At 60.9% G+C, this 22,898-nt stretch carries 22 protein-coding genes; 7 read left to right on the forward strand and 15 right to left on the reverse strand.

Features of this window, described 5'->3' with window-relative positions; translation table 11 throughout:
• Nucleotide 1 precedes the first annotated feature (1 nt).
• Entirely contained in the window at nucleotides 2-1,273 is a 1,272-nt protein-coding gene (gene kynU, locus KYT97_RS17340) for a kynureninase (protein WP_219110319.1), read from the reverse strand.
• Between the two features lie 31 nt (nucleotides 1,274-1,304).
• A complete protein-coding gene (locus tag KYT97_RS17345) occupies nucleotides 1,305-1,979 on the reverse strand; it encodes a cyclase family protein (protein WP_219110320.1) in 675 nt (224 codons plus the stop codon).
• 137 nt (nucleotides 1,980-2,116) lie between these two features.
• On the opposite strand from KYT97_RS17345, the gene KYT97_RS17350 reads away from it, so the two are divergent.
• Nucleotides 2,117-2,608 (forward strand): Lrp/AsnC family transcriptional regulator, encoded by a 492-nt coding sequence (locus tag KYT97_RS17350; RefSeq protein WP_219110321.1) that lies wholly within the window; start codon nucleotides 2,117-2,119, stop codon nucleotides 2,606-2,608.
• 94 nt (nucleotides 2,609-2,702) lie between these two features.
• Here KYT97_RS17350 and KYT97_RS17355 read toward each other — a convergent pair whose 3' ends face one another.
• The 3 genes from KYT97_RS17355 to KYT97_RS17365 form a co-directional block, all read right to left on the reverse strand.
• Complete coding sequence (locus KYT97_RS17355; RefSeq protein WP_219110322.1) at nucleotides 2,703-3,557, reverse strand: acyl-CoA thioesterase; 855 nt, start codon at nucleotides 3,555-3,557, stop codon at nucleotides 2,703-2,705.
• On the reverse strand, nucleotides 3,554-3,991 hold the full coding sequence (locus KYT97_RS17360) for a cupin domain-containing protein (protein WP_042953132.1): 438 nt from the start codon (nucleotides 3,989-3,991) through the stop codon (nucleotides 3,554-3,556). The genes KYT97_RS17355 and KYT97_RS17360 overlap by 4 nt, the downstream gene beginning before the upstream one ends.
• Nucleotides 3,992-4,052: 61 nt before the next feature.
• On the reverse strand, nucleotides 4,053-4,886 hold the full coding sequence (locus KYT97_RS17365) for a fumarylacetoacetate hydrolase family protein (protein ID WP_219110323.1): 834 nt from the start codon (nucleotides 4,884-4,886) through the stop codon (nucleotides 4,053-4,055).
• A gap of 154 nt (nucleotides 4,887-5,040) precedes the next feature.
• Here KYT97_RS17365 and KYT97_RS17370 point away from each other — a divergent pair, with 154 nt between their 5' ends.
• Complete coding sequence (locus tag KYT97_RS17370) at nucleotides 5,041-5,436, forward strand: RidA family protein (RefSeq protein WP_219110324.1); 396 nt, start codon at nucleotides 5,041-5,043, stop codon at nucleotides 5,434-5,436.
• Nucleotides 5,437-5,525: 89 nt separating this feature from the next.
• Here KYT97_RS17370 and KYT97_RS17375 read toward each other — a convergent pair whose 3' ends face one another.
• On the reverse strand, nucleotides 5,526-6,380 hold the full coding sequence (locus tag KYT97_RS17375; protein WP_042953136.1) for a PaaX family transcriptional regulator: 855 nt from the start codon (nucleotides 6,378-6,380) through the stop codon (nucleotides 5,526-5,528).
• A 57-nt stretch (nucleotides 6,381-6,437) separates the two neighbouring features.
• A complete protein-coding gene (locus tag KYT97_RS17380) occupies nucleotides 6,438-7,799 on the reverse strand; it encodes an MFS transporter (protein WP_219110325.1) in 1,362 nt (453 codons plus the stop codon).
• Nucleotides 7,800-8,084: 285 nt separating this feature from the next.
• Here KYT97_RS17380 and KYT97_RS17385 point away from each other — a divergent pair, with 285 nt between their 5' ends.
• The 4 genes from KYT97_RS17385 to KYT97_RS17395 are packed head-to-tail and all read left to right on the forward strand — an operon-like array spanning nucleotide 8,085 to nucleotide 12,530.
• Complete coding sequence (locus KYT97_RS17385; RefSeq protein WP_245005856.1) at nucleotides 8,085-9,347, forward strand: AMP-binding protein; 1,263 nt, start codon at nucleotides 8,085-8,087, stop codon at nucleotides 9,345-9,347.
• 40 nt (nucleotides 9,348-9,387) lie between these two features.
• Nucleotides 9,388-9,708: an AMP-binding enzyme gene (locus tag KYT97_RS30935; RefSeq protein ID WP_245005857.1), complete on the forward strand. Its 321-nt coding sequence runs from the start codon at nucleotides 9,388-9,390 to the stop codon at nucleotides 9,706-9,708.
• Nucleotides 9,705-10,133, forward strand: coding sequence for an acyl-CoA thioesterase (locus tag KYT97_RS17390; RefSeq protein ID WP_095887338.1), 429 nt, complete (start codon nucleotides 9,705-9,707; stop codon nucleotides 10,131-10,133). Before KYT97_RS30935 ends, KYT97_RS17390 begins: the two co-directional genes overlap by 4 nt.
• A 9-nt stretch (nucleotides 10,134-10,142) precedes the next feature.
• Nucleotides 10,143-12,530 (forward strand): bifunctional salicylyl-CoA 5-hydroxylase/oxidoreductase, encoded by a 2,388-nt coding sequence (locus KYT97_RS17395; protein WP_219110326.1) that lies wholly within the window; start codon nucleotides 10,143-10,145, stop codon nucleotides 12,528-12,530.
• A 53-nt stretch (nucleotides 12,531-12,583) separates the two neighbouring features.
• On the opposite strand, the gene KYT97_RS17400 is transcribed toward KYT97_RS17395, so the two are convergent.
• The 6 genes from KYT97_RS17400 to KYT97_RS17425 all read right to left on the reverse strand — a co-directional run bounded on the left by KYT97_RS17400 (nucleotide 12,584) and on the right by KYT97_RS17425 (nucleotide 18,614).
• Nucleotides 12,584-13,210 carry an MBL fold metallo-hydrolase gene (locus KYT97_RS17400; protein WP_138870791.1) on the reverse strand — a complete coding sequence of 209 codons (627 nt, stop codon included), beginning with the start codon at nucleotides 13,208-13,210 and terminating at the stop codon, nucleotides 12,584-12,586.
• Nucleotides 13,207-14,295: an S-(hydroxymethyl)mycothiol dehydrogenase gene (locus KYT97_RS17405; RefSeq protein ID WP_033233613.1), complete on the reverse strand. Its 1,089-nt coding sequence runs from the start codon at nucleotides 14,293-14,295 to the stop codon at nucleotides 13,207-13,209. Before KYT97_RS17405 ends, KYT97_RS17400 begins: the two co-directional genes overlap by 4 nt.
• A 128-nt stretch (nucleotides 14,296-14,423) precedes the next feature.
• The gene (locus tag KYT97_RS17410) at nucleotides 14,424-15,689 is read right to left on the reverse strand and encodes a helix-turn-helix transcriptional regulator (protein ID WP_033233614.1); all 1,266 of its coding nucleotides are present in this window, start codon (nucleotides 15,687-15,689) and stop codon (nucleotides 14,424-14,426) included.
• 23 nt (nucleotides 15,690-15,712) lie between these two features.
• Entirely contained in the window at nucleotides 15,713-16,873 is a 1,161-nt protein-coding gene (locus KYT97_RS17415; protein WP_219110327.1) for a glycoside hydrolase family 183 protein, read from the reverse strand.
• Between the two features lie 54 nt (nucleotides 16,874-16,927).
• A complete protein-coding gene (locus tag KYT97_RS17420) occupies nucleotides 16,928-17,902 on the reverse strand; it encodes a TIGR00341 family protein (protein ID WP_092804499.1) in 975 nt (324 codons plus the stop codon).
• A 67-nt stretch (nucleotides 17,903-17,969) separates the two neighbouring features.
• Nucleotides 17,970-18,614 carry a type 1 glutamine amidotransferase gene (locus KYT97_RS17425; RefSeq protein WP_239654639.1) on the reverse strand — a complete coding sequence of 215 codons (645 nt, stop codon included), beginning with the start codon at nucleotides 18,612-18,614 and terminating at the stop codon, nucleotides 17,970-17,972.
• Nucleotides 18,615-18,858: 244 nt separating this feature from the next.
• Here KYT97_RS17425 and KYT97_RS17430 point away from each other — a divergent pair, with 244 nt between their 5' ends.
• On the forward strand, nucleotides 18,859-20,883 hold the full coding sequence (locus KYT97_RS17430; protein ID WP_219110328.1) for a YhgE/Pip domain-containing protein: 2,025 nt from the start codon (nucleotides 18,859-18,861) through the stop codon (nucleotides 20,881-20,883).
• A gap of 14 nt (nucleotides 20,884-20,897) precedes the next feature.
• Here KYT97_RS17430 and KYT97_RS17435 read toward each other — a convergent pair whose 3' ends face one another.
• Together KYT97_RS17435 and KYT97_RS17440 are read right to left on the reverse strand one after the other, a co-directional pair.
• Complete coding sequence (locus KYT97_RS17435) at nucleotides 20,898-21,683, reverse strand: RhlG family 3-oxoacyl-ACP reductase (protein ID WP_219110329.1); 786 nt, start codon at nucleotides 21,681-21,683, stop codon at nucleotides 20,898-20,900.
• Nucleotides 21,680-22,879, reverse strand: a complete 1,200-nt coding sequence (locus KYT97_RS17440; protein ID WP_095887342.1) for an acetyl-CoA C-acyltransferase — start codon at nucleotides 22,877-22,879, stop codon at nucleotides 21,680-21,682. Before KYT97_RS17440 ends, KYT97_RS17435 begins: the two co-directional genes overlap by 4 nt.
• Nucleotides 22,880-22,898: the final 19 nt, after the last annotated feature.

The raw sequence follows: 22,898 nt of genomic DNA on the forward strand, positions 1-22,898 counted from the left end.
ATCAGGTGACGGCGTCGCGCTCACGAAACTCCGGGCGATCCCAAGAACTGCTCTCGAGGATGTCCCTCAGAGCGTCCACGGCGTTCCACACGTCGGCGTAGCCGATGTACAAGGGAGTGACGCCGAAGCGCAGTACTCCAGGTTCGCGATAGTCACCGATCACTCCGCGCGCAATGAGAGCCTTCATGATCGAATAGCCCTCGGAATGAACAAAACTCACATGAGACCCACGACGGTCATGCTCCAGTGGTGTGATCAGCTCCAAACCGAAACCCGCGCAGCGCTGCTCGACCAATGCGATGAACAGGTCGGTTAACGCGAGCGACTTCTGCCGGATCTCAGCCATGTCGACACGCAGGGCGATATCGAGGCCGCACTCGACAAGCGACAGAGCCGTGATCGGTTGCGTACCGATAAGGAAGCGTCGAATTCCGTCATGTGCCTCGTAGCCTGGCTCCATCGCAAACGGCCGCGCGTGGCCCCACCACCCGGAGAGCGGTTGCCTGCCCGCGTGCAGATTCCGCTCGTTCACCCAAAGAAATGCCGGTGATCCCGGACCGCCGTTGAGATACTTGTACGTGCAGCCGACCGCGAAGTCTGCATTTGCACCTACCAGGTCGATCTCCACTGCTCCGGCAGAATGGGCGAGGTCCCAGATCATCAATGCGCCACGCTCGTGCATCTGCGCCGTCACCGCTGACATGTCGTACAGATATCCGGTGCGATAATTCGCGTGGGACAGCATCACAACAGCGGTATCAGAGTCGACAGCAGCCGGCAATTCCGCGGGATCGTCGATCAGCCGCAATTCGTATCCGTTGTCGAGAAAACCGATGATCCCCTCCGCGATATAGAGATCGCTGGGAAAGTTGTCTCGCTCCGAGACGATCACACGACGGGTGGGCTGCGTCTGCTTCGCAATACTCAGTGCTGCCGCCAGGCACTTGAACAGGTTGATCGAGGTCGAATCAGTTACCGCTACTTGGCCTTGGCCGGCGCCCAACAGCGTCGCAAGCTTGTCACCTAGCCGTACCGGAAGGTCGAACCACCCGGCTGTGTTCCAGCTTCGGATCAGACCCGTCCCCCATTCTTCGTGGACTACGCGCTCGACACATGCACTCGCCGACCTCGGACGAGGTCCGAGCGAGTTTCCGTCGAAGTACAGGACTCCCACCGGAAGATCGAACTCGTCTCGGACTGACCGGATCGGATCCTCGGCGTCGGCGAGAACGCAGTCGTCGAAAGACTCGAGTGTGCGCGAAGTCGTATTCATAGTTCTCCTGAAAGTGTTGGTGACGCGGTGATTACGAGTAGGTACGCAGTACAGCCCGCACCGGGCTTGCGTCGAGGTCTCGAAACTTCAGCGGCAGAGCAATGAGCTCGTAGATGCCCTCTTCGACACCGTCGAGGCAGAGCCCTTCGAGGATCGCGACGTTACGATCGCTTGCTGCGTGGTGGCCGTCCATGGTCTTGCTGTCCATCGGATCGAACGAAGCACCGTCGATTCCGATCAGAACTCCACCGCGGTCTGCAAACCAGTGAGTCAGTTCCGGGGCGACACCGGCAAAAGTGCTTTCCCATTCGCTCGGGTACTTCGTATAGGTACGCAGAATCAGTCGCTGCGGTAGACGTCCGCCGAATCGCGCCGTCGCCGCTTCGACGGGACCGATACAGGCAGCGCCGACAACCCCCGTCACATCGACCACAAGGGCCTCGCCGAGATAGGGAGTGAGGGGAACAGCTCCGATGGTCGCACCGTCGATGCGAGTGTGCGCCGGCGCGTCGGCATGGGCGCCGATATGCGGGGTGGTCGTGATCTTGTTGATGGTGACCGGATCACTGTCGCTCAGGTCCGAAGTCACAGCCCGGGCGAACGCGGTATCTCCTGGCCACACGGGCGTCGCTTCGGAGATCTGCGGGCTGATGTCGATCAGCCCAGCCTCCACGTCGCCTTCTAGCCGGCCGATCTTCGGAAGCATCCAGACTCCTTAGTCCATACAGTCGATTGACTCAACCTCGACCGCTTAATAATTCGATCTGTGTGGCAAAAGCTAGAATCAACAGCAAGCAAGGTCAATAGATGCTGAATATCTTCGCAATGACAGGGAGAAATCAGATGATTAATGCGATCGAACAAGCGGCGGTGGCGGCGCGGCCGAATCATGTTCGGCTCGATGACGTCGATACGGCGATCCTCCGCGAACTCATCCGAGACGCACGTATCCCCAACAATGCACTCGCCGAAAAGGTGGGTGTCGCGCCGTCGACAGCCCTTGCCCGTATGCGCGCTCTGCGAGAATCAGGAGTTGTCAAAGGGTTTCACGCAGACATCGATCTGGAAAAGCTCGGCCTCGAGATCTCGGCGATGGTGTCCATCGTGGTGCATTCGCGCGCGCGAAACCGGATGACCGACATTGCCGAGCAGATCAGCAGGCTGGACTCGGTTCAGCGCGTATTTCTGATGAGTGGGGACCGCGATCTCCTCGTACACGTGTCCTGCGAATCACCCGCACGGCTCAGGGATTTTGTCAGCACTCACCTCAACGATCCCGCCATCGCCAACACACAGACCAACTTGATCTTCAGCGAACTGCACCAACCGCTCTGACCGACTTGGCGTGACAACCAAGTTCCGCTGCGCCACGACACATGCCCGACAGTCGAAAGACCGTCGGGCATGCTTGATTCAATTGTCCGATTCGCTAGTCAGGCAGGGTGACAAGGCCTTCCTGCGCAACAGTCGCCAGCAGGAGACCGTCTCGCGTGTAGATCCTTCCGTGAGAAAGTCCCAAACCGTTCCCGGCGAATGACGATTCCTGAACCAGCGCAATCCATTCGTCGACGCGTCCGTCGTTGTGCCACCACATCGCATGGTCAAGGCTGGCAGTGATCACGCCGGGGTCCGCCCACGCCGCACCGTTGTTCCGAAGGATCGGCTCGAGCAACGTGTAGTCACACAGGTAGGCGAGTGCTGCTCGATGCACGTTCACATCGTCAGGCAGTCGCTCGTAGGCCTTGAGCCACACCGTCTGCCGACGCGTACGCTCACCGTCTGCCGAGATGTAGATCGCTTCCGGTGAATGCCTGATGTCGAAGCTGCGATCGTTGGCCCAATACTGCGCGTCCCGCGCTGTCGAATCGCCGAGCGCTTCTGCGGCGGTCGGCAACGTCTCGGGATCTGCGAGGCCCACTGGCATTGGATCCTGGTGCCGCACACCGCCTGAAGCCACATGAAAGGAGGCCAGTCCCTGAAAGATCGTCTTTCCGGACTGAATCCCACGCACCGCACGCTGCGAGAATCCTCGACCGTCACGCAGGCGATCAACCTCGTAGACCGTCTGCTCGTGGACGTCGCCGGCGCGAAGGAAGTATCCGTGGAACGAGTGAATACCTCTGTCATCCGAAACCGTCTTCATCGTCGCTGCAACAGCCTGTGCGACAACCTCGCCGCCATAGGCGCGTTCGGACGGAATGACTTGGTGCCGAGCGATAAACGTGTTGTCACCGTCGCGCTCGAAGTCCCACGACGCCAACATCGGCTTACTGGAGAGTGTCATGCGCGTCGATACCCTTCGAGTGAGGCGTCGTCCACATCGGGGAGGTTGACGACGATGTTGTCCGGTGTGCGGGTAGTCAGCCAAACCAACTCATCTGTGAGGGACATGTTGACCTCGACGTGCGGCATGTACGGCGGCACAAAAACGAAGTCACCCTCGGTCATATCCACAAACTCGGTGTAGTTCTCTCCGAAGTAGATGCGGCCATGACCGGTAAGGACATAGCCGCCGGTTTCGGCTTCACCGTGGTGATGCGGAAGCGAACGGTAGCCTGGTTCGTTCGTGACCTTGCCGTACCAGATCTTGGTGGCCGGGGTGTGCTGGATACTCACGCCCGAGACGCGCTTGGCTCCGCCCGACTGAGCGGTCGCCTGATACTCGAATCCCTTTCTGGTGACGACAGGGACAACTTCGGTGACGGAATCGTTCGACATATGCTGCGCTCCTTCGTGTGTACAGAAAATCTGTATGTATGGAAAAGGTTGGTCGACTCGGTTATCCGAGTCGGACGGTGTTGGACAACTTGCCAATTCCTTGAATTTCGACTTCGACAACCGCACCGTTGCCCAAGAATGTCGGCGGCGTCATACCGGCGCCGACGCCACCCGGCGTGCCGGTCAACACCACATCTCCTGGTGCAAGTTTCGTGAATTGCGATATGTAGGACAGTAGTTCGGCAGGATTGAATACCAGATCGTCGGTAGTACCGGCCTGAACCAATCGCCCGTCTACGGTGCATGTGATTGTTGCCCCCGACGCCGGGTCGAACTCATCGGGGGTGACCAAGACCGGGCCGAGAGGAGTGGTCGCGTCGAAAGCCTTGCCCTGCAGCCATTGCAGGGTTCGACGTTGCCAGCTGCGAACCGAGATGTCGTTGGCCACCGTGTACCCGGCAATGCCGCGGCGAGCCTCGTCGACATCTGCGTTTCGCAAGTTCGCACCGACAACAACTGCAAGTTCAGCTTCCCAGTCGACGTCGGTGGCACATTCGGGAAGAACGATGTCGTCGTGCGGACCGGTCAAGGTATCGGCAAACTTGGCAAAAAGCGTGGGGAACGCGGGTTCTTCACGATTCATCTCACGCACATGCGCGCGATAGTTCAACCCGCAACAAAGAATCTTCCTCGGGTTCGGAACGACCGACATGACCTGCACCTGATCAAGATTGACCTTTTTGCCCGAATCTGCAGCACGGCTCACCAATTCGGATTTCTGACCCTCGCCCAGAAGCGTGCCGACATCCGGGGAGGCAATCAACCGCGCTCCGCTAGGCGTCATGACCGCCGCACTGGTCTGACCGTCCGAAAGGCGAACTGTGAGTAGTTGCATGGCCGTCAATGCCTCCGTGCATCGAATCGAGTAAATGTCCGTCGACCCGCAATCTGTCGAGTGACATTTTGTTGCGCTTTGTTTACGATGGTCAATGTAACACGATAGAGGGGGCGGCGACAGAGTTTCCCCCACCTACTCAGGGGACACAGACATGGCTATTTCTCGAGTCAATCCGTCGACAATGCTCAAGCCGTCAGGATTTGCCCATGCGGTACGCGCCGGCAACACCGTGTATCTCGCTGGTCAGACCGCGCTCAACACCGAAGGCAAGATAGTCGAGGGTGGGATCATCGAGCAGTTTCGGCAAGCGATGTCCAATACGTTGACCTCGTTGGTCGAGGCCGGCGGCAAGCCTTCCGACCTGGTCAGTGTCACCATCTACCTCACCGATATTCCGGATTACCAGGCCAACGGCCGGGAAATCGGTCGGCTGTGGCGAGAAATGGCAGGCACCGAATATCCGGCAATGGCCGGCATCGGCGTCACGTCGCTGTGGCAGAAGGAAGCGCTCATCGAAATTCAGGGTATCGCCGTCGTCGACGAGTGACAGGGCCCCACAAACGAGACTCCGGAGTGGTTGCGCGCGAATTGTTTTGCGCGAAACCACTCCGGAGTCGTACTGCTACAGCAAGTCCATCAGGCGTGAATTGCCTCCAGGGCATGGTCGCGCGCCGGCCCACTGAGCGCCGCATTGAGTTCGCGGAAAAGCTCCTCTGCAACGACGCTATTCCATCCGTCCGGCAGCAGATCCAGCGGCAGCCCAGGATCTCGATACGGGAGTCGTCGCCACATGGTCAACATCTCCACGTAGTGAGCAAACGCCTCCCCAGGCGTAAATCCATCCTTGTCGGATTGTTTCAGGATCGGGCGGTATGCATCGATGAATTCGGCGTACAGCGCCGTCAATTCGTCCAAGTCCCACCAGTCTCGGACTTTGGACCGCAGGTCGCCGAACGCGATGTGACTACCACTGAAGATGTCGACGTACCGATGCAAATCCCTGCGCTCCAAGGTCTCTCGAACCTCGCGCTCGATGTTCCCCGGTGCGATCCATACTCCGGAAGCGGCTGTGCCGAAACCGAGGCGAGTCAACTCGGTGCGGAGTGCATGCCGGTTCTCGCGCTCCGATTCGGGCACCGAGAAGACCACCACCAGCCAACCGTCGTCGATACTTGCGCGAGTCCGACCGAAGATGCGAGCGTCGCCTTCGGCGAGCACGTCGAGCAACCAGGGCGACATGGAGTACCCGGCCGACGTTCCGCGTCGCGAACTCGCGAGAACCTCACGACGCTTGAGACGCGAGATCGACGAACGCACTGCAGGGCCGTCGACGCCGAGTTCTGCCATCAAGCGCACCAACGCGGCCACCGATAGCCAGTTCTTCTCCGCTCGCCCGTAGAGGCCGAACAATGTCACGATCAACTGACGAGGGGCCGGATCGCCAGTGATCCGAGCGTCAGCGTCAGAGCGTTCTTTCGTCACGACCGTCATACCACCACGATAGTCCGTTATGGCGGTATGACGGTCGCCGATGCCACAGTTACGCAATCAGGGTGCGCGGACACCTGGCCGCCCGGAAACCGATCCCACTCCAGCCTGAGCGGCGTTTATATTGCGTGGCACCAAGGCAGCAACAGCAGCTCCGGCTACAGCGACAGCACCGAAGACATAGAAGTTCACCTGATATCCGAAGGCCAGATCCGCGATGATGCCACCGATGATCGGCCCACAAATCGCACCGACCCGACCGACTCCCAACGACCAGGCAAGCGCATTCGCGCTCAGTCGCTGCGGGTAGTGCGTGGCACAGAACCCACCTACCAGGATCTGTGTTCCCACACTTCCCAACCCCGCAAAAGCGACGAAGACAAACAAAAGCGCCATCGGCAGATTCACACTCAACAACATCACTGCGCCAAAGGCAACCAGGAATGAGGTGATGACAACCTTCTGAATACCGATCCGGTCCGCGATATACGACGCGCTGATCGATCCGACAATCGCGCCGAGATTCAGAACCAGGAGGAACGCAAGAGCACTGCCCAATGCATATCCTGCCGACCGCATGATCTGGGGCAGCCAGGTATTCAATCCGTAGACCAGGAGCAACCCGCAGAAGTTGGCGAGCGCAAACAAGATCGTCGATCGTAACCAACGCGGGGTGAACAACTCGCGCATACCCGATTGCACAGCATCCGTATCCGGCTTTGCCACAATCGGTTCCGCCGACACGACGTCCTCGTAGACAACTCCGAACTGCGCCGCGGTGGCACGCGCCTCATCGTCTCGCCCTGTCCGAGCAAGGTAGGAGATCGATTCCGGCAGAAACTTGTAGGCAACAGGCAGCAGAGTCACCAGGGGAAGCGCACCAAGCAGGTACAGAGCTTTGAAGTTGATATCGGGCAGCAATGTGATCGCCGATACCGCTGCGATCACGCCGCCGACCGAATACCCACTGAACATCACGGCGTTGGCAAAATTTCGGCGCTCCTTGGGCGCAAATTCCACGGTCAGTGCAATGCAGGTGGGCACCACACCACCGAGTCCGATACCAGTGAGGAATCGCAAGACTCCGAACACGTACTCGTTGGGCGCAAATACGGTCGCCAGCATACAAATCGAGAACCACACGATGGAACCGAGCATGATCCTGCGTCGCCCGAGCCGGTCGGTCAGGAAGCCGACGGTCATCGTCCCGAGGAGCATGCCCACCAAAGCCATACTGCCGATCAGGCCGGCCCCACCGGAATCGAGATTCCAGTCATCGTAGGCAATCAATGTGGGCACTGTTGATCCGTAGACAACCAGGTCGTACCCGTCGAACACGATGGTGACGAAGCAGAGAATCAACACCAAAATTCCCGTGCGCTGTTTGGCCCCTGGCCGTTGCGGTACATCCGGTCGCGACATATGCCTGCTCCTTGGTGGTCGGCTGACTCTGATCGGTGGCGCGACGCGAGATCCGCACCGCCTACGAGGGCTACTGGCGCGATCGCACCAGACAGAAAAGTGTGATCCACGCCATCTAGCGAGGTAAGATATACCGTAAGCCTGACGTTCGTCAATGAAACACAATATTGCAGGCAGACACGGTCCAGATGGAGCAAATCCGCAAGAAAGTTATTTCGTCTCTATTGCGATCGTTCAAACTACGGCATACATTGGGTTCCTCAACCAATACTCGAAAGGTCGAGAATGGCACTCACCGCAACGGCACACGTCGACACCTTCTGCCGTGACAATTTGCCTCCGGAATCTCAATGGCCCGAGTTTCTCTTCGAACTCCCCGACCTGCAGTACCCGGAACGCCTCAACTGCGCCACCGCACTCCTGGACGACACCGTCGCAGCACTTGGCCCCACCCGTCCATGCTTACGCTCGCAGACCGAGACCTGGACGTACGGAGACCTGCTCCGCCATTCGAATCAGATTGCGCGAGTACTCACCGAAGACTTCGGCGTTGTTCCCGGCAACCGAGTATTGCTGCGCGGCAGCAACAACATGTGGATGGTGGCCTGCTGGTTTGCCGTGGTCAAGGCGGGCGCCGTAGTGGTCACCACCATGCCGTTGCTGCGTGCACCCGAACTTCGAAAGCTGATCGCAATCACCACACCGACTGTCGCTATCACCGACAGTGCACTCGCCGAAGAACTTCTCGAAGCAGCGGGAACGATCCCTGTCATCACCTGCGGGACTAACGAATCCACCGATCTTCATGCCCGCGCATCGTCGAAACCCGGCACCTTCGAGAACGTAGACACGGCAGCCGACGATGTGGTTCTACTCGCCCCCACATCCGGCACCACCGGCGTCCCCAAGGCAACAATGCACTTTCACCGCGACGTATTGGCAAACGCCGACACGTTCTCGAAGTACATAGTCAAACCGACCGCAGACGATATCTTCACCGGCACACCACCACTGGCCTTCACTTTCGGTCTGGGCGGACTCGTCATCTTCCCCATGCGGGTCGGCGCATCGACACTTCTGATCGAACGCGCAACTCCGAGCGAACTGGCAGACGCTCTGCTCGAGCATCACATCAGTGTTCTCTTCACTGCTCCTACCGCCTATCGAGCGATGCTTCGAGCCGGTAAAGACCAAGCGCTACAGAGTGTCCGGCGGCTGGTGTCCGCGGGCGAGCATCTTCCGGAAAGCGTCTGGCGTGACGTCAAGGAGCGCACCGGGAAGTCGATCATCGACGGCATCGGCGGCACGGAGATGCTTCATGTCTTCATCTCCGCCTCCGATGACGACATCAGACCCGGTTCCACGGGACGTGCCGTTCCCGGATTTCGCGCCGAAATTCACGACATCGACGGAACCCCTGTTCCCGACGGAACAGCCGGACTCCTCGCCGTCAAGGGACCTACCGGTTGCCGCTACCTGGCGGATCCCCGGCAGACCAGCTACGTCCGCGACGGCTGGAACATGACCGGAGACAGATACATTCGGTGATACCGACGGATACTTCTGGTACCAGGCCCGCAGCGACGACATGATTGTCTCCTCCGGGTACAACATCGCAGCGCCAGAGGTCGAGTGGGTGATCGACCAGCATCCGGACGTTCTGGAATCGGGTGTTATCGGACTACCCGACGACGAGCGCGGAATGGTCGTCCACGCAATCGTCGTTCTGGCACCTGGTGTTCCCCGTGACGAGGCCAAGGTCAAGGAACTGCAGAACTTCGTCAAACAAACTGCCGCACCGTACAAATACCCCCGCAGCATCACCTTTGCGGATGAACTACCCAAGACGCCAACTGGCAAGCTTCAAAGATTTCGGCTGCACGAGCACGGCGCAGGAGCGGCATCATGACGCGCGCATCTATCCGGATCGAACGCGTCGTCGATTGGCAGGACACCGATGCTGCGGGCCACTACCACCATTCGACAATCATCCGGTGGGTCGAAGCAGCCGAGTCCGCACTGTACGAGCAGTTGGGATGCCTTCACCTGTTCGGCGTTGTTCCACGAATCAAGTACGACGTGGAATACAGCGAGCGACTGTGGCACCAGGACCTCGTCCACGTCGAACTGACGGTCTCGCGAATCGGCACGAGTTCACTGACTTTCGAATTCCGAGTCGACCGCGACGAGACAATCGCTGCTACCGGCACCCTGACCGTCGTTCACACCGATGGAGCCAGGGGCGGATCCAGCCCATGGCCTGAGCACATTCGTGCCGGCTTCGAGACCGGCAAGCGACAACAACCTGTCACCCAGACGAACACAACGAACTAAGGAAATCCCATGCGTATTGCAGTAGTGGGCGGCGGCCCCGGCGGTCTGTACTTTTCGGCACTGATGAAGCAACTCGACCCGAACCACGAAGTGACGGTGTGGGAACGAAACGCTCCCGACGACACTTTCGGTTTCGGAGTTGTCTTCAGCGACGAAACGCTGGGCGGAATCGAACATGCCGACGAGGCAGTCTACGAGCAGATGGCCACACAGTTCGCTCGCTGGGACGACATCGACGTCCATTACCGTGGAACCACCCTCACTTCCGGTGGGCAAGGCTTTGCGGCGATGTCACGCAAGGAACTCCTCCGCATCCTTCAAGAGCGCTGCCGGGATCTCGAGGTGGATCTTCGATTCCGTACCTTCGCACCGCCGGTCGAGGACCTCAGTCGCGACTACGATCTTGTCCTCGCGTCGGACGGCATCAACTCTGCGATCCGAAGCACGTATGCGGAGACCTTCAAGCCAACTCTCGACCCGCGCAAGAGCAAGTTCATGTGGCTCGGAACGGACAAGGTATTCGAGGCATTCAAGTTCTACGTCAAGGAAACCCCACACGGCGTCATGCAAATTCACGGCTACCCGTTCAGCGACCAAGGCAGCACCTTCATCGTCGAAATGCACGAAGACGTTTGGCGGAAAGCGGGATTCGACGCCTTTGCTGCGGCCGAGTTCCGCCCCGGCGAGAACGACGAGAAGTCGATCGCGATGATCACGGAAATATTCGCCGATGTCCTCGGCGGACACAGTGTCCTCGCGAACAACTCGAAGTGGATCAACTTCACGACAGTTCGGAACGAGCACTGGCGTCACGAGAATGTCATCCTTCTCGGCGACGCAGCCCACACAGCGCACTTCTCCATCGGGTCCGGAACCAAACTCGCGATGGAAGATTCGTTGGCCCTCGCCGCATGTCTGCATGAGCACGATTCCCTCGAGGCCGGTCTCGAAGCATATGAAATCGAGAGGCGGCCCGTGGTCCTGTCGGTTCAGCGCGCCGCCCAGGCCAGCCTCGAATGGTTCGAGAACATCGACCAATACACGGGCCAGAACGAACAGCAGTTCGCGTTCAACCTCATGACCCGTAGCCGCCGAATCACCTACGACAACCTCCGCCTACGGGATCCAGCGTTTGTGGAGGCTATCGACGACTGGTACGCGGCCAACGAGATCGAGGCCGGACACACCGACGAAACCACCTCGCGCCCACCGATGTTCCACCCATACCGAATGCGCGGCCTCGAGCTGGAAAACCGCATCCTGGTCTCGGCCATGGACATGTATTCGGCCGTCGACGGAGTGCCCGGAGATTTCCATCTCGTCCATCTAGGCAGCAAAGCTCTCGGTGGTGCCGGGTTGGTCATGACCGAGATGGTGTGCGTCAGCCCCGAGGGGCGCATCACTCCCGGCTGCACCGGGCTGTACAATGCCGAGCAGGAAGAGTCGTGGCGGCGGATAGTCAACTTCGTCCATGAACAGTCCAATGCAAAGCTCGGTGTGCAGCTGGGTCATTCAGGACGCAAGGGGTCCACGAAACTGATGTGGGAGGGCATCGACCAACCACTCGAGGACGGCAACTGGGACGTTGTCAGCGCGTCGGCGCTGCCGTACTCACCGGCCAATCAAGTTCCACGCGAAATCACCACCGCCGAGATGGACGTCGTGAGAGCGCAGTTCGTCGAAGCCGCGCGCAGCGCGGACCGGGCCGGATTCGACCTCCTCGAACTCCACTGCGCCCACGGCTATCTTCTGTCGTCGTTCCTGTCCCCGCTCTCCAACACACGGACGGACGAATACGGCGGAAGGATCGAGAATCGGCTTCGATTCCCGCTCAGTGTTTTTGATGCCGTCCGTGAAGTCTGGCCCACGGAGAAGCCGATATCGGTCCGCATCTCCGCGGTGGACTGGGCAGAGGGCGGCAACACCGTCGACGATTCCCTACGCATCGTCGAGGCCTTTGCCGAACACGGTGTCGACGTACTCAACGTCTCCTCCGGGCAGATCGTCAAGGACGAGGCACCCGCGTTCGGCCGCAGCTACCAGACACCTTTTGCCGATCGCATCCGGAACACGGTTGGTCGCACACATGGCGTCGGAGTTATTGCAGTGGGTGCAATTTCGTCGCACGATGACGTCAACTCGGTACTACTGGCGGGCCGCGCGGATCTGGTGGCGCTCGGTCGTCCGCATCTGTACAACCCGGCTTGGACTCTGCACGCTGCGGCCGAGCAGGAGTACACCGGTCCCGGCGTGTCGTGGCCCGACCAGTTCAAGGCGGGCAGCCGTAAACCGCCGAGTGGGCGCACCGACGGCCCACCGCCTCGGTTGACTCTGATCCGCGACGGGGAATCCGAGACGCGGCATTCGCGTTGGACTCCGAACGCAGCGCGGACGTAAAAACGGTAGGTGCGAACACAGGTCGTGTTCGCACCTACCGTTTTCTGCTGTGGTCAGGATCCGGCGCGGATCCATTCTTCGAGATGCGGCGCCTCGGTACCGATCGTCGTGCCGTCGCCGTGACCGGTGTGAACCTTGGTCTCGGCGGGGAGCGCGAACAGCTTGTCGCGAATGGACCCGATGATGGTCGGGAAGTCGGAGTACGACCGCCCGGTAGCACCGGGACCACCGGAGAACAAGGTGTCGCCGCTGAACAGTTCGCCAGCCTCCGGCAGGTAGAGGCAGGTCGATCCCGGCGAATGGCCCGGCGTGTGCATGGCCAGAATATCGGTGCCTGCCACCGAGATTCGCTGCCCGTCTTCCAAACTCAGGTGCTTGACGCCTGGATGTGTCATCTCCCAGAGGACGTCGTCAGCCGGATTCAGGTAGATCGGAGCGTCGAGCTTCTCGGACAGTTCCGGCGCAACGGTGACGTGATCGTTGTGTCCGTGAGTACACACGATTCCGACAACCTTGCGGCCGGCAACGGCGTCGATGATGGGCTGCGCGGTGTGCGCGGCGTCCACGACAACCACCTCGTTGTCGTCACCGATCAGCCAGATGTTGTTGTCCACGTCCCACGTTCCGCCGTCGAGGCTGAACGAACCTGATGTGACGACGCGATCGACTCGCAAGGTCACAGGACCACCACCGAGCGCAGGACCTCGCCGCGGTGCATCGTCTCGAAGGCCTTCTCGACCTCGTCGAGCTTGATGCGCTCACTGACGAACTTCTCGAGCGGCAGACGCCCCTGCTGGTACAGATCGACCAGGACCGGGAAGTCGCGCTCGGGCAGGCAGTCTCCGTACCACGACGACTTGAGTGCGCCACCACGGGAGAAGAAGTCGACAAGTGGCATCTCGAGAGTCATGTCCGGCGTCGGAACACCTACCAGCACTACGGTTCCCGCGAGGTCACGCGCGTAGAAGGCCTGCTTCCACGTCTCCGGGCGTCCGACTGCGTCAACCACGACGTCTGCGCCGAAACCGCCGGTCAGCTCCTGAACAGCTTCGACAACGTCGTCGACCTCGGTGGCGTTGATCGTGTGGGTTGCACCAAGTTCTGTGGCCCACTCCAGCTTTCGCGGATCACGGTCGATGGCGATGATAGTGTTGGCGCCGGCCAGACGCGAACCCATGATGGCGGCGTCGCCGACACCACCGCAGCCGATGACAGCCACCGAGTCGCCGCGGCCGACGTTGCCGGTGTTCATGGCGGCACCCATACCGGCCATGACACCGCAACCGAGCAGACCGACAACAGCGGGATCAGCCGACGCATCGACCTTGGTGCACTGGCCTTCGTGGACAAGGGTCTTGTCGGCAAACGCGCCAATGCCGAGGGCCGGCGTCAGTTCGGTTCCGTCTTCGAGGGTCATCTTCTGCTCGGCGTTGAAGGTGTCGAAGCAGTACTGGGGGCGTCCGCGCTTACATGCACGGCACTGCCCGCAGACGGCGCGCCAGTTCAGGACGACGAAGTCGCCGACCTCGACGTGCGTGACTCCCGCGCCGACGCTCTCGACGATGCCCGACGCCTCGTGCCCGAGAAGGAACGGGTATTCGTCGTTGATGCCGCCGTCGCGGTAGGTGAGGTCGGTGTGGCACACGCCGCACGCTGCGATGGCAACAACCACCTCGTTGGCACCGGGATCGGGAATCGTGATGGGAACGATTTCGACGGGGGCACCCTTGGATCGGGCGATGACGCCGCGTACCTGCTGTGGCATGGCTCTGCTCCTGGCTTGTGCGTTTTCGGACATGTCGTCACATAGCAATATATGAACGCACTACGAGGTTAACCCGAATACCCGAGCCGGAACCCTGGCCGAAATAACTGATCGACCTATCCGAAGAGCTAGGGAGCTGGTTTGACACCGGCTTCCGCGCCTACAGCTGCGGCAGCACCGCGGCTGTCGACGCCCAGTTTCTTGAGAACTCCCGCGACGTGAAATTTCACGGTGCTCTCACTGACACCGAGACGCTCGGAGATCGCCTTGTTCCGACGACCCGCGACCAGATGCTCGAGCACTTCGATTTCTCGCGGACCCAGATCGGACAGCGTGTGGTCGACGGGCGTCGCGGCAACCACGTCGAGCGGAATGGTGGCACTGATCCGGCTGCCCCAACCTGTAGTCGACTCCGAATCTATTGATCCGCCCAACGTCTCTACCCGCGAACGCAATTGGCGTTCCAGATCGGCAACGTCGGCTTCGCCTCGCCCGTCGTCGCGGATGTCGATCAACAGAGCGGAACCGTCGAGGCTCCACTCGACCCGAATCCGCGACAGCGTGTGTTGATCCGCAAGAGCAAGCACCGCACCTCGCACCACCGCCCGCGCGCCGTGCGCAACTTCACCGGGAAGCCCACGCCCCTCGACCGGCGGTTCCACCAGTTCCAACTCGACGTTGCGGTGTTTGAGCAGTGATCGCAACTCCCCGCGCATCCGCGCAAAAGCCGTGGTGATTGCCTCTTCCGCCAGTTCCCGATGGACGTCGACAGCGGACCGCAACCGGATCAACGCCGACGACGTGGTCTCCCTGGCAGCTGTTCGCGCCCGAGTGTCGTCGAGATCATCCGAACGCAATGTGGCCAGGACGGTCTCCAGCGTCGCCGCGTGAACCTCGGTCATCTCGGCAACCGTGCGCGCGCGTTCCGACGACGCGGCACGCGACTCCGCCAAATAAGCCGGGCTGGCATTGCGGACCTGCAGTTGAATGCCGGTAGCGACCACCCCGAACAGTGCTGCGGCCAACTCGAGCGCCGTTGCCCGAGTTGCCGTCGAGCGCGGCAACAGGACCAGCACTGTGTCTGTCCGATCGAGAACGGCCACCACTTCACGCTCCCGGCCGGCAACCGCCAGTTGCCCCCGAAAGATCTGTCCCACAGCAAGATCGGTTCGGATGCGATCAAGTTCGGCGATCGTGACTCGATCGACGACTGCCGGATCTCCAGCCACCTTGCGTGGCCGGCCGGTGCATTCACGTGTGAAGATCACGAGCGCGGTGTGTGGCACCAGATCAGTGAGCAACACCGAGAATCTGCGGCCGATCTCGGGCAGCGGACCCACCAGTACGTCGCGCAGTTCGGAGATGAGAGTGGGGAGTTGTTCGGTGGTACTCACCGTTCAACGATAGCCACTCGCTTTTACAGCGTCGTTTTCATCAACATCACGTTGTAGTCCGACCACGTCGTAGCAAGGAAGTACAAATCCTGCCCCTGAGACCACGGATGCATATACGCGCCGTAGAGGCCAGGGACGGCGCCCGGTTCGATCACGACGTCGGCGGCACTCCACGGGCCGGTCAGTTGGTCGGCGGTACGCAACACCAGAGCACCCCATTCGTTCGAGTACATCGCAACGAACTTTCCGAGATAGTTGTTGTACTGCACCGACAGTTCGCTGACGTCGCCGTCGAGAACCGGCGTCGCTACATCGGGTTTGTTTGGCACCCAAGCCTTTCCGTCCCAGTATTCGTACGCCGCGACGTCTACGATCGACTCTTCCTTCACTCGCGAAAGTCGCGCTTCGCCGAACCTGCCCGACGGTGTCCCGAAGTTGTAGACATACCCACCGTCCTTGACGAAGGACCCCATCTGGAAGTTGGCGTTACCGGTCAACGGCAGGTTCGGGCGCGCCGACGCCGGTTCCACCTGCCACGTTTCGCCATTGTCCCGGGAGGACGCGATCTGCGAGAAATTTGTCACCCATTCTCCTGATCCTCCCCACGACCGCACCGACATGTAGTTGACGTACTGCACGCCACCCACCGCGATACCCGTCGTAGGAATGCTGCTGGTTTCGACTCCGGTGACTTTGAGGCTGTCGATGATTTCGCGGGAGCGATTGGGGCGATCGACCGGTGAGGAGTCGATATTCATGCCGTCACTGAGAATGCCGTCGGCGCTGCGAAAGAGGACGTTGCTTCGCCAGTCACCCACAACGCCGCCGCACGTCGGGTCCGAATTCAATCCGACCGTATCGCCGAAGACCGTCAGAACCTGGCCTGCGCCGTTGTCCCACATGATCCCGAGATCGGTGCCGAGCACATTGAACCGTTCGACCGTCTGATTGGGGCTGAGCGCTCCGGTGATGTATTCGACCGCAGACGTGCGGCCTTGCATGTCGGGGAGATTCCCGTCGGTTCCGTTGAGCCACGGAATCGGGTTGGTCGGCCCACCTGACTTGTCGAAGATCGCCGAGATATTGCAACCCCACGGCGAGGCCTGGGCTGTTGTTGTGACAACGCCAGCGGGCACAAAGGCACAGGCCAATGCGACTACCGGCAATTTCCATGACTGTTTCATCGCTCCCCTTTCGCGGGGAGGATGCCCCGAAGAGAGGCGAACGTAACTTCGCTTCTATTCCGCGGCCTCTACTCGGGCACCGACGGCGTGAAGTATCACGATGTGCGGACCCCAGGGCACCAACGCGTCGACCGCACGCTCGAGGTCGTCGACAGGCGGCAGATCCTGCGGTCCCAGTACTTCGATCACCGCGGTGTGCGCCTGCCACGTGACGGACCCGACTTGAACGCCCGGAACTCCAGCCAGCCACTCTTCCGCGGCATCATGGATCTGGCTCGCCCACAACGAAGCCAGAGAATTCACCACCATCGGGATGGCAACAACAACCAGGGCCGACGCCAACACCAGGTAGACCCGTCGATGTCCCGCGGCAGCTGCCCCTGATTCGCGCGCATAACCGGCGATCACCAGTACCACCGTCGCCGTGATCACCATGGCAACGACATTCGACGCAAAGAGGATCAGCGCCCCCAACGCAAGCGACGGTGCACCCGAACCGAGACAGACACCCACAACGGCAAGAGGCGGAACCAGTGAAATCGCGATCGCCACGCCGGGGAGCACGTCACCGACATCGCGCCGGGTAATCGCGATCGACCCGGCAAACCCTGTGGCGATGGCCGCCGCGAGATCCGTCAACGTCGGGGTGGTTCGTCCGGTCACCTGAGAGTTGGACAGCACACTCGTCGGGTTGAGCAGAACAAGGGAAAACAGAAAACCGAGAGCAACGACAACAACGAGCCCACCCGCGACGTACACAACACTGCGGGCAATGAGCGCGCCCCGACCGGTAACGATGCCGAGGCCGATCCCCAGAATCGGCGTGGACAACGGAGCGACGATCATCGCCCCGATCACGGTGGCCGTCGAGTCACCCACCACCCCGGCGCTCGCGATCATCCCGGAGAGAACGAGCATTATCCAGAACGCGGAACGTTTTGCCGCCTTGTCTCCGGTGGAGAGATCCAGCCGATCGTCAAGTTCCTCGAGGCTGCGACGCTGGCTGTCCGGAATCAGAAATGAGCGCATAGCCGATCCTTTCGGACAAGAACCCGGACATTCTCCACACCGTAAGCCTTGCGCGGCTGCTCCGGGCCTACCTGGCCGAAATCGACTTCAGCCACCTGTCCATGACCGTCGCGGCAAACTCGAGTCCTTCGGTTTCCGCGGATGCCAACTGCTCGATGAAGATCCGAGGTCCGTCGGCGCCCAGCGAAGTCAGCAGCGACTCGCGATACTCGTCCAACTCCATCCAATCGCGAGCGACTTCACACGACGCTTCGAGGTGAAACTGCACGCCGTAGCTCTCCTTGTACCGGAAGAGCTGGTTCGGGTACTTGGAAGAACCTGCAAGATGCACGCCGCCCTCCGGGATCTCGAAAGTATCCGAATGCCATTGCATGGCAGGAAAAGTGGCGGGCAGACTCCCCCAGATCGGATCCAGTGTGCCGGCCTCGGTCAACGTGACGTCCTCGACGCCCACCTCCGGGACTGCCCCGGTGTACACGCGAGCACCAAGCGCTGCCGCCAACAATTGCGAACCGAGGCACACTCCCCAGACCGGAACGTCTGCGTCGACGAGCGCACGAATGTACGCGATCTCGGAGGCCAACCACTCGATGTCGTCTTGATCGCCGACGCCCATCGGGCCACCCATGACGATCACCGCGTCGAACTCGACATGTGTGGGAAGCGGGTCGGTTCCCAACAGGACGGTCTGCACATCGCCATACGTATCCAAGACCGGAGAGTACGCAGCCGGGGGCTCGCATTGTGCGTGTCGAAGTTCCAAGAATCGCATGTCGCTGATTATTCCTCGTATTCATCCCGGATCAGTTCCAGCGCCGATTTGTCGGCTGCGCACCAATTATGCGGAAAACCTCACGCCGAACTCGATTGCTTTGTAGTGTGACCGAGCTGGACGTATGTCCAGCGCATTCGGAGTGCCCCGCCGTCCACTCCGGTTCACGAGAAACGAGCCGTTCATGGTGTCCACATCCGCTCACGACGCTTCGCCCCGGCGTGTACATGTCATTCGCACGATCCTCGCGGTGCTGGTGATCGCGCCGCTCTCGATTGCCGCCTTCTACATGTGGGCTTTGTGGGACCCGGGCGACACTGTGAACCGTCTGCCCGTGGCCATCGTCAACGCCGACAAGGGCACCGATCTCGACGGCACCCACATCGTTGCGGGAGACGACGTGGTGGCCGCACTGGTCGACAGTGGCGACGTCGCCTGGAAGGTCGTCACGGCTCAGGAAGCGCAGACGGGCGTCGACGACGGCACGTACTACTTCTCCGTCGTGATACCCGAGTCGTTCAGCGCCGATGTGGCAAGTGCGGCTACCGGTTCGGGACGAAAAGCTCAATTGCAGGTGGTCTACAACGACTACAACAGCCTCGTCGCCGGCCCCGTCGGCGAGAGCATCATCGCCCAGGTACGTTCAGCCGTCTCCGAATCCATCGGCGAGCAGTCCATCGACCAGGTTCTGGTGGGACTCGGCGAACTCGGAACCGGCTTCGGAGAAGCAGCCGCCGGCGCACAACAGCTTTCCGACGGCTCCGCTGCCGCACTGGCCGGCACCAACCAGCTCTACGCCGGCAGTACGGAACTTGCGGCCGGTCTAGGCGAGGCGAACCAGGGCGGACAGGAACTTGCGGCGGGAGCGGGCGAACTCGCCGCGGGTACCGATGAGGCCGCAGCCGGGTCTCGAGAACTCGCGACCGGAATGCAGCAATTGGTGGGCGGCGCGGACGAACTGGGCGCCGGGGCGCGCCAGATCAGCGAAGTGGTCGACATGGTGACCACGCCCATCCTTGATGTCGCCGACTCGGCAAGTGCTGTGGTCGGTCAGATCGACACGTTGACGAATTCGCTTCGGCTCGCGGGAGACCCCGTGTCCGCCGGACTTGTCGACGCGCTCGCCTCGTTACGAACCTCGCTCACCGCGCAACCTGCAGATGACGACGTGATGGGCCAACTCAGCCAACTCCGGGACGGCGCCCGGGAAATCACCCGCCAACTCACGGATCCGGCTAGTGACTATCGCGGCGGATTGAACGCCGCTGCCGCCGGCGCCGGCGAATTGAGCACCGGCCTCGGGCAACTGTCCGATGGTGCGCACCAACTTGATGCGGGAGCAAACGAACTATCCTCCGGCATCGGCCAACTGGCAGCAGGCAGCGTCGAACTCCGCGACGGTCTTGGCGAGTTGAATGTCGGCATGGGTGAACTGAATGCAGGCTCGGGCGAGCTGGCCCAGGGACTCACCGACGGCGCCGCCCAGGTACCGCAGTTCACCGACGAGGAACGCGCCACCACCGCCAACCTGTTGTCGGCACCCGTCGCGGTTGACGCTCGAAACAACTACCCAGCGGCTGGATTCGGACCTGGAGCAGTACCGGCAGTGATGTCCGTAGCCCTGTTCCTCTGCGGAATTCTCACCTGGTTCGTAGTCCGCCCACGTCGTGGGCGCTCGCAGCAGGTGCATGGCTCGATGCTGCGTGAAGGTCTGCGCCGCTATCGCATTCCGGCACTCGTCACCCTTGTCACTGCTTTGATACTGTCCGTGATTGCGCTGACTGTCGCGGACGTGGACCCACCCAGCGTGGTGGCGATGGTCGCCGTGATGATCCTTGTCGGTGCAGCTGCAGTTGCCTGCGGACGCCTGTTCACCGTTGCATTCGGCGCCGTCAACGGAACGTTCATCGCACTGAGCGCCTTGATGATTCAGATCTTTGCATTCGGTGCGGTGTATCCCATCGAGCAGATGCCTGCCCCGCTGCGGTGGTTGCACGCCCTGATGCCACTGACCTGGGCGCGCAACGCGATGCGCATGGTCCTGGTCGGCTACTACGGGCCGAGGTTCTGGCTGGCCGTAGTAGCCTTGGCAGCTCTGGTGATCGGAGCCGTCGTGTTCACCATCTGGTGGCGGCGTCGACAAGAGCCGCCAGTTGACGACGCGCCGATCACAGAGGAGATCGTCTATCTGCAACCGGCGCAGACGTGACCGTCGTCAACCGATCAGCGAGCTCCGCTCGTTCCACCATCGAGGGGAATTACCGTCCCCGTCAAGTAGGCGCCGCCGCGTGAGGACAAAAAGATTGCAAGACCGGCCGCATCCTGTGGCGTTCCGACCCGGCCCAGCGGAACCGAATCCGCCACCGCCTGCGCGCTTTCCTCGTTCTCGAGCAAGAAGGCCATCATCTTCGACGGAAAAGGCCCAGGCGCAATGGCATTGACCGTGATCCGTTCGCCGGCAAGCGTCGCCGCCAACTTGCGGGTCAACATGTGCACTGCGGCCTTACTCGCTCCGTAGGAGAAGTTTTCCGAGCCTGACACCACAAGACCGTCGATCGATCCGATGTTGATCACTCGGGCGGGATCGTCTGTCGTCGCCGCAGAACGCAACTGTGGCAACAACTTCTGCGTCAACAGGAAGATCGCCTTGACGTTGATGTCGAAGATCTTGTCGAAGCCGGCTGCCGGGAAATCGTCGACGGGGGCGCCCCACGTTGCGCCGGCATTGTTCACCAGCACGTCGAGTGTCGGCGAAATCTCGGCGACCTTCGCGGCGAGGCTCTCGATTCCCTCGTCCGTGGACAAGTCCGCCGGGTGCGAGATGCAGGTGCCGAACTCGGAAAGCTCTCGCGCTGCTTCATCGCACGCTTCCGCTTTACGGGCCGAGATGACTACCGTCGCGCCGCCTTCGACAAATCCTCGAGCGATCATGTAGCCGATTCCGCGCGAACCACCCGTCACGACGACAGTCTTGCCACTGACGTCGAACAATCCCTCCAGCAAGCTCATGCGACCTCGAAAAGCCCGGCAGCACCCATGCCGCCGCCGATGCACATGGTGACAACAACCAGCTTGGCGCCGCGGCGCTTCCCTTCCAGGAGAGCATGGCCGACCAACCGCGCACCCGTCATCCCGTACGGATGTCCGACGGAAATTCCGCCACCGTCGACGTTGTACTTGTCGGGGTCGATGCCGAGCTTGTCGCGGCAGTACAGCGCCTGAGAAGCAAATGCCTCGTTCAATTCCCACAGATCGATGTCGTCGATCTTCAGTCCGTGCAGGTCGAGCAGACGCGGAATCGCGAATACCGGACCGATTCCCATCTCGTCCGGTGCGCAACCGGCAACAGCCATTCCGCGGTAGATGCCAAGAGGAGCCAGGCCGCGACGTTCCGCCTCACCAGCCTCCATCAACACCGATGCCGACGCGCCGTCGGACAGCTGTGACGAATTTCCGGCGGTGATGGACGAATGCGCGCTGACGGTACCGTCGGCCAGCACCGGACGCAGGCTCGCGAGGCCCTCCAACGTGGTGGACGCACGATTACCTTCGTCGCGAGTGAGTGTGACCGACTCGGTGCCGATCTCGCCGGTCTCCTTGTTCTGAACCTGCTTGACCGACGTCAGCGGCACGATCTCGAGATCGAAACGGCCTGCTTCCTGAGCTGCTGCAGTGCGCTGCTGAGACACCAGTGCAAACTCGTCCTGCTGCTCACGCGTGACGCCGTAGCGTTCGGCCACGATCTCGGCCGTATGCAGCATCGGCATGTAGATCGACGGCTTGTTCTCCTTCAGCCACGGATCTGCCGCACGGAAGTTGTTCATGTGATCGTTCTGGACCAACGAGATCGATTCGACGCCACCACCGATCGCGATCTGCATACCGTCGTCGACGATCTGCTTTGCCGCCGTCGCAATGGCCATCAGTCCGGACGAGCACTGACGGTCGATCGTCATTCCGGACACCGAGTCCGGAAGCCCGGCCCGCAGCACCGCTTGCCGTGCGACGTTGCCGCCGGAAGATCCCTGCTGCAACGCTGCGCCGAGGATGACGTCCTCGACTTCGCCACCCTCGAGCCCGGCGCGCGCAACGGCATTCGAAATAGCATGTGCAGCAAGCTCTTGAGCCTGTGTGTTGTTGAACGCGCCGCGGTACGCCTTGCCGATCGGAGTGCGGGCGGTGGACACGATGACAGCTTGTCTCATGAGGACCTTTCCAGTGTTG

It is taken from the genome of Rhodococcus globerulus (assembly GCF_019334125.1).
Classification (GTDB): Bacteria; Actinomycetota; Actinomycetes; order Mycobacteriales; family Mycobacteriaceae; genus Rhodococcus_F; species Rhodococcus_F globerula.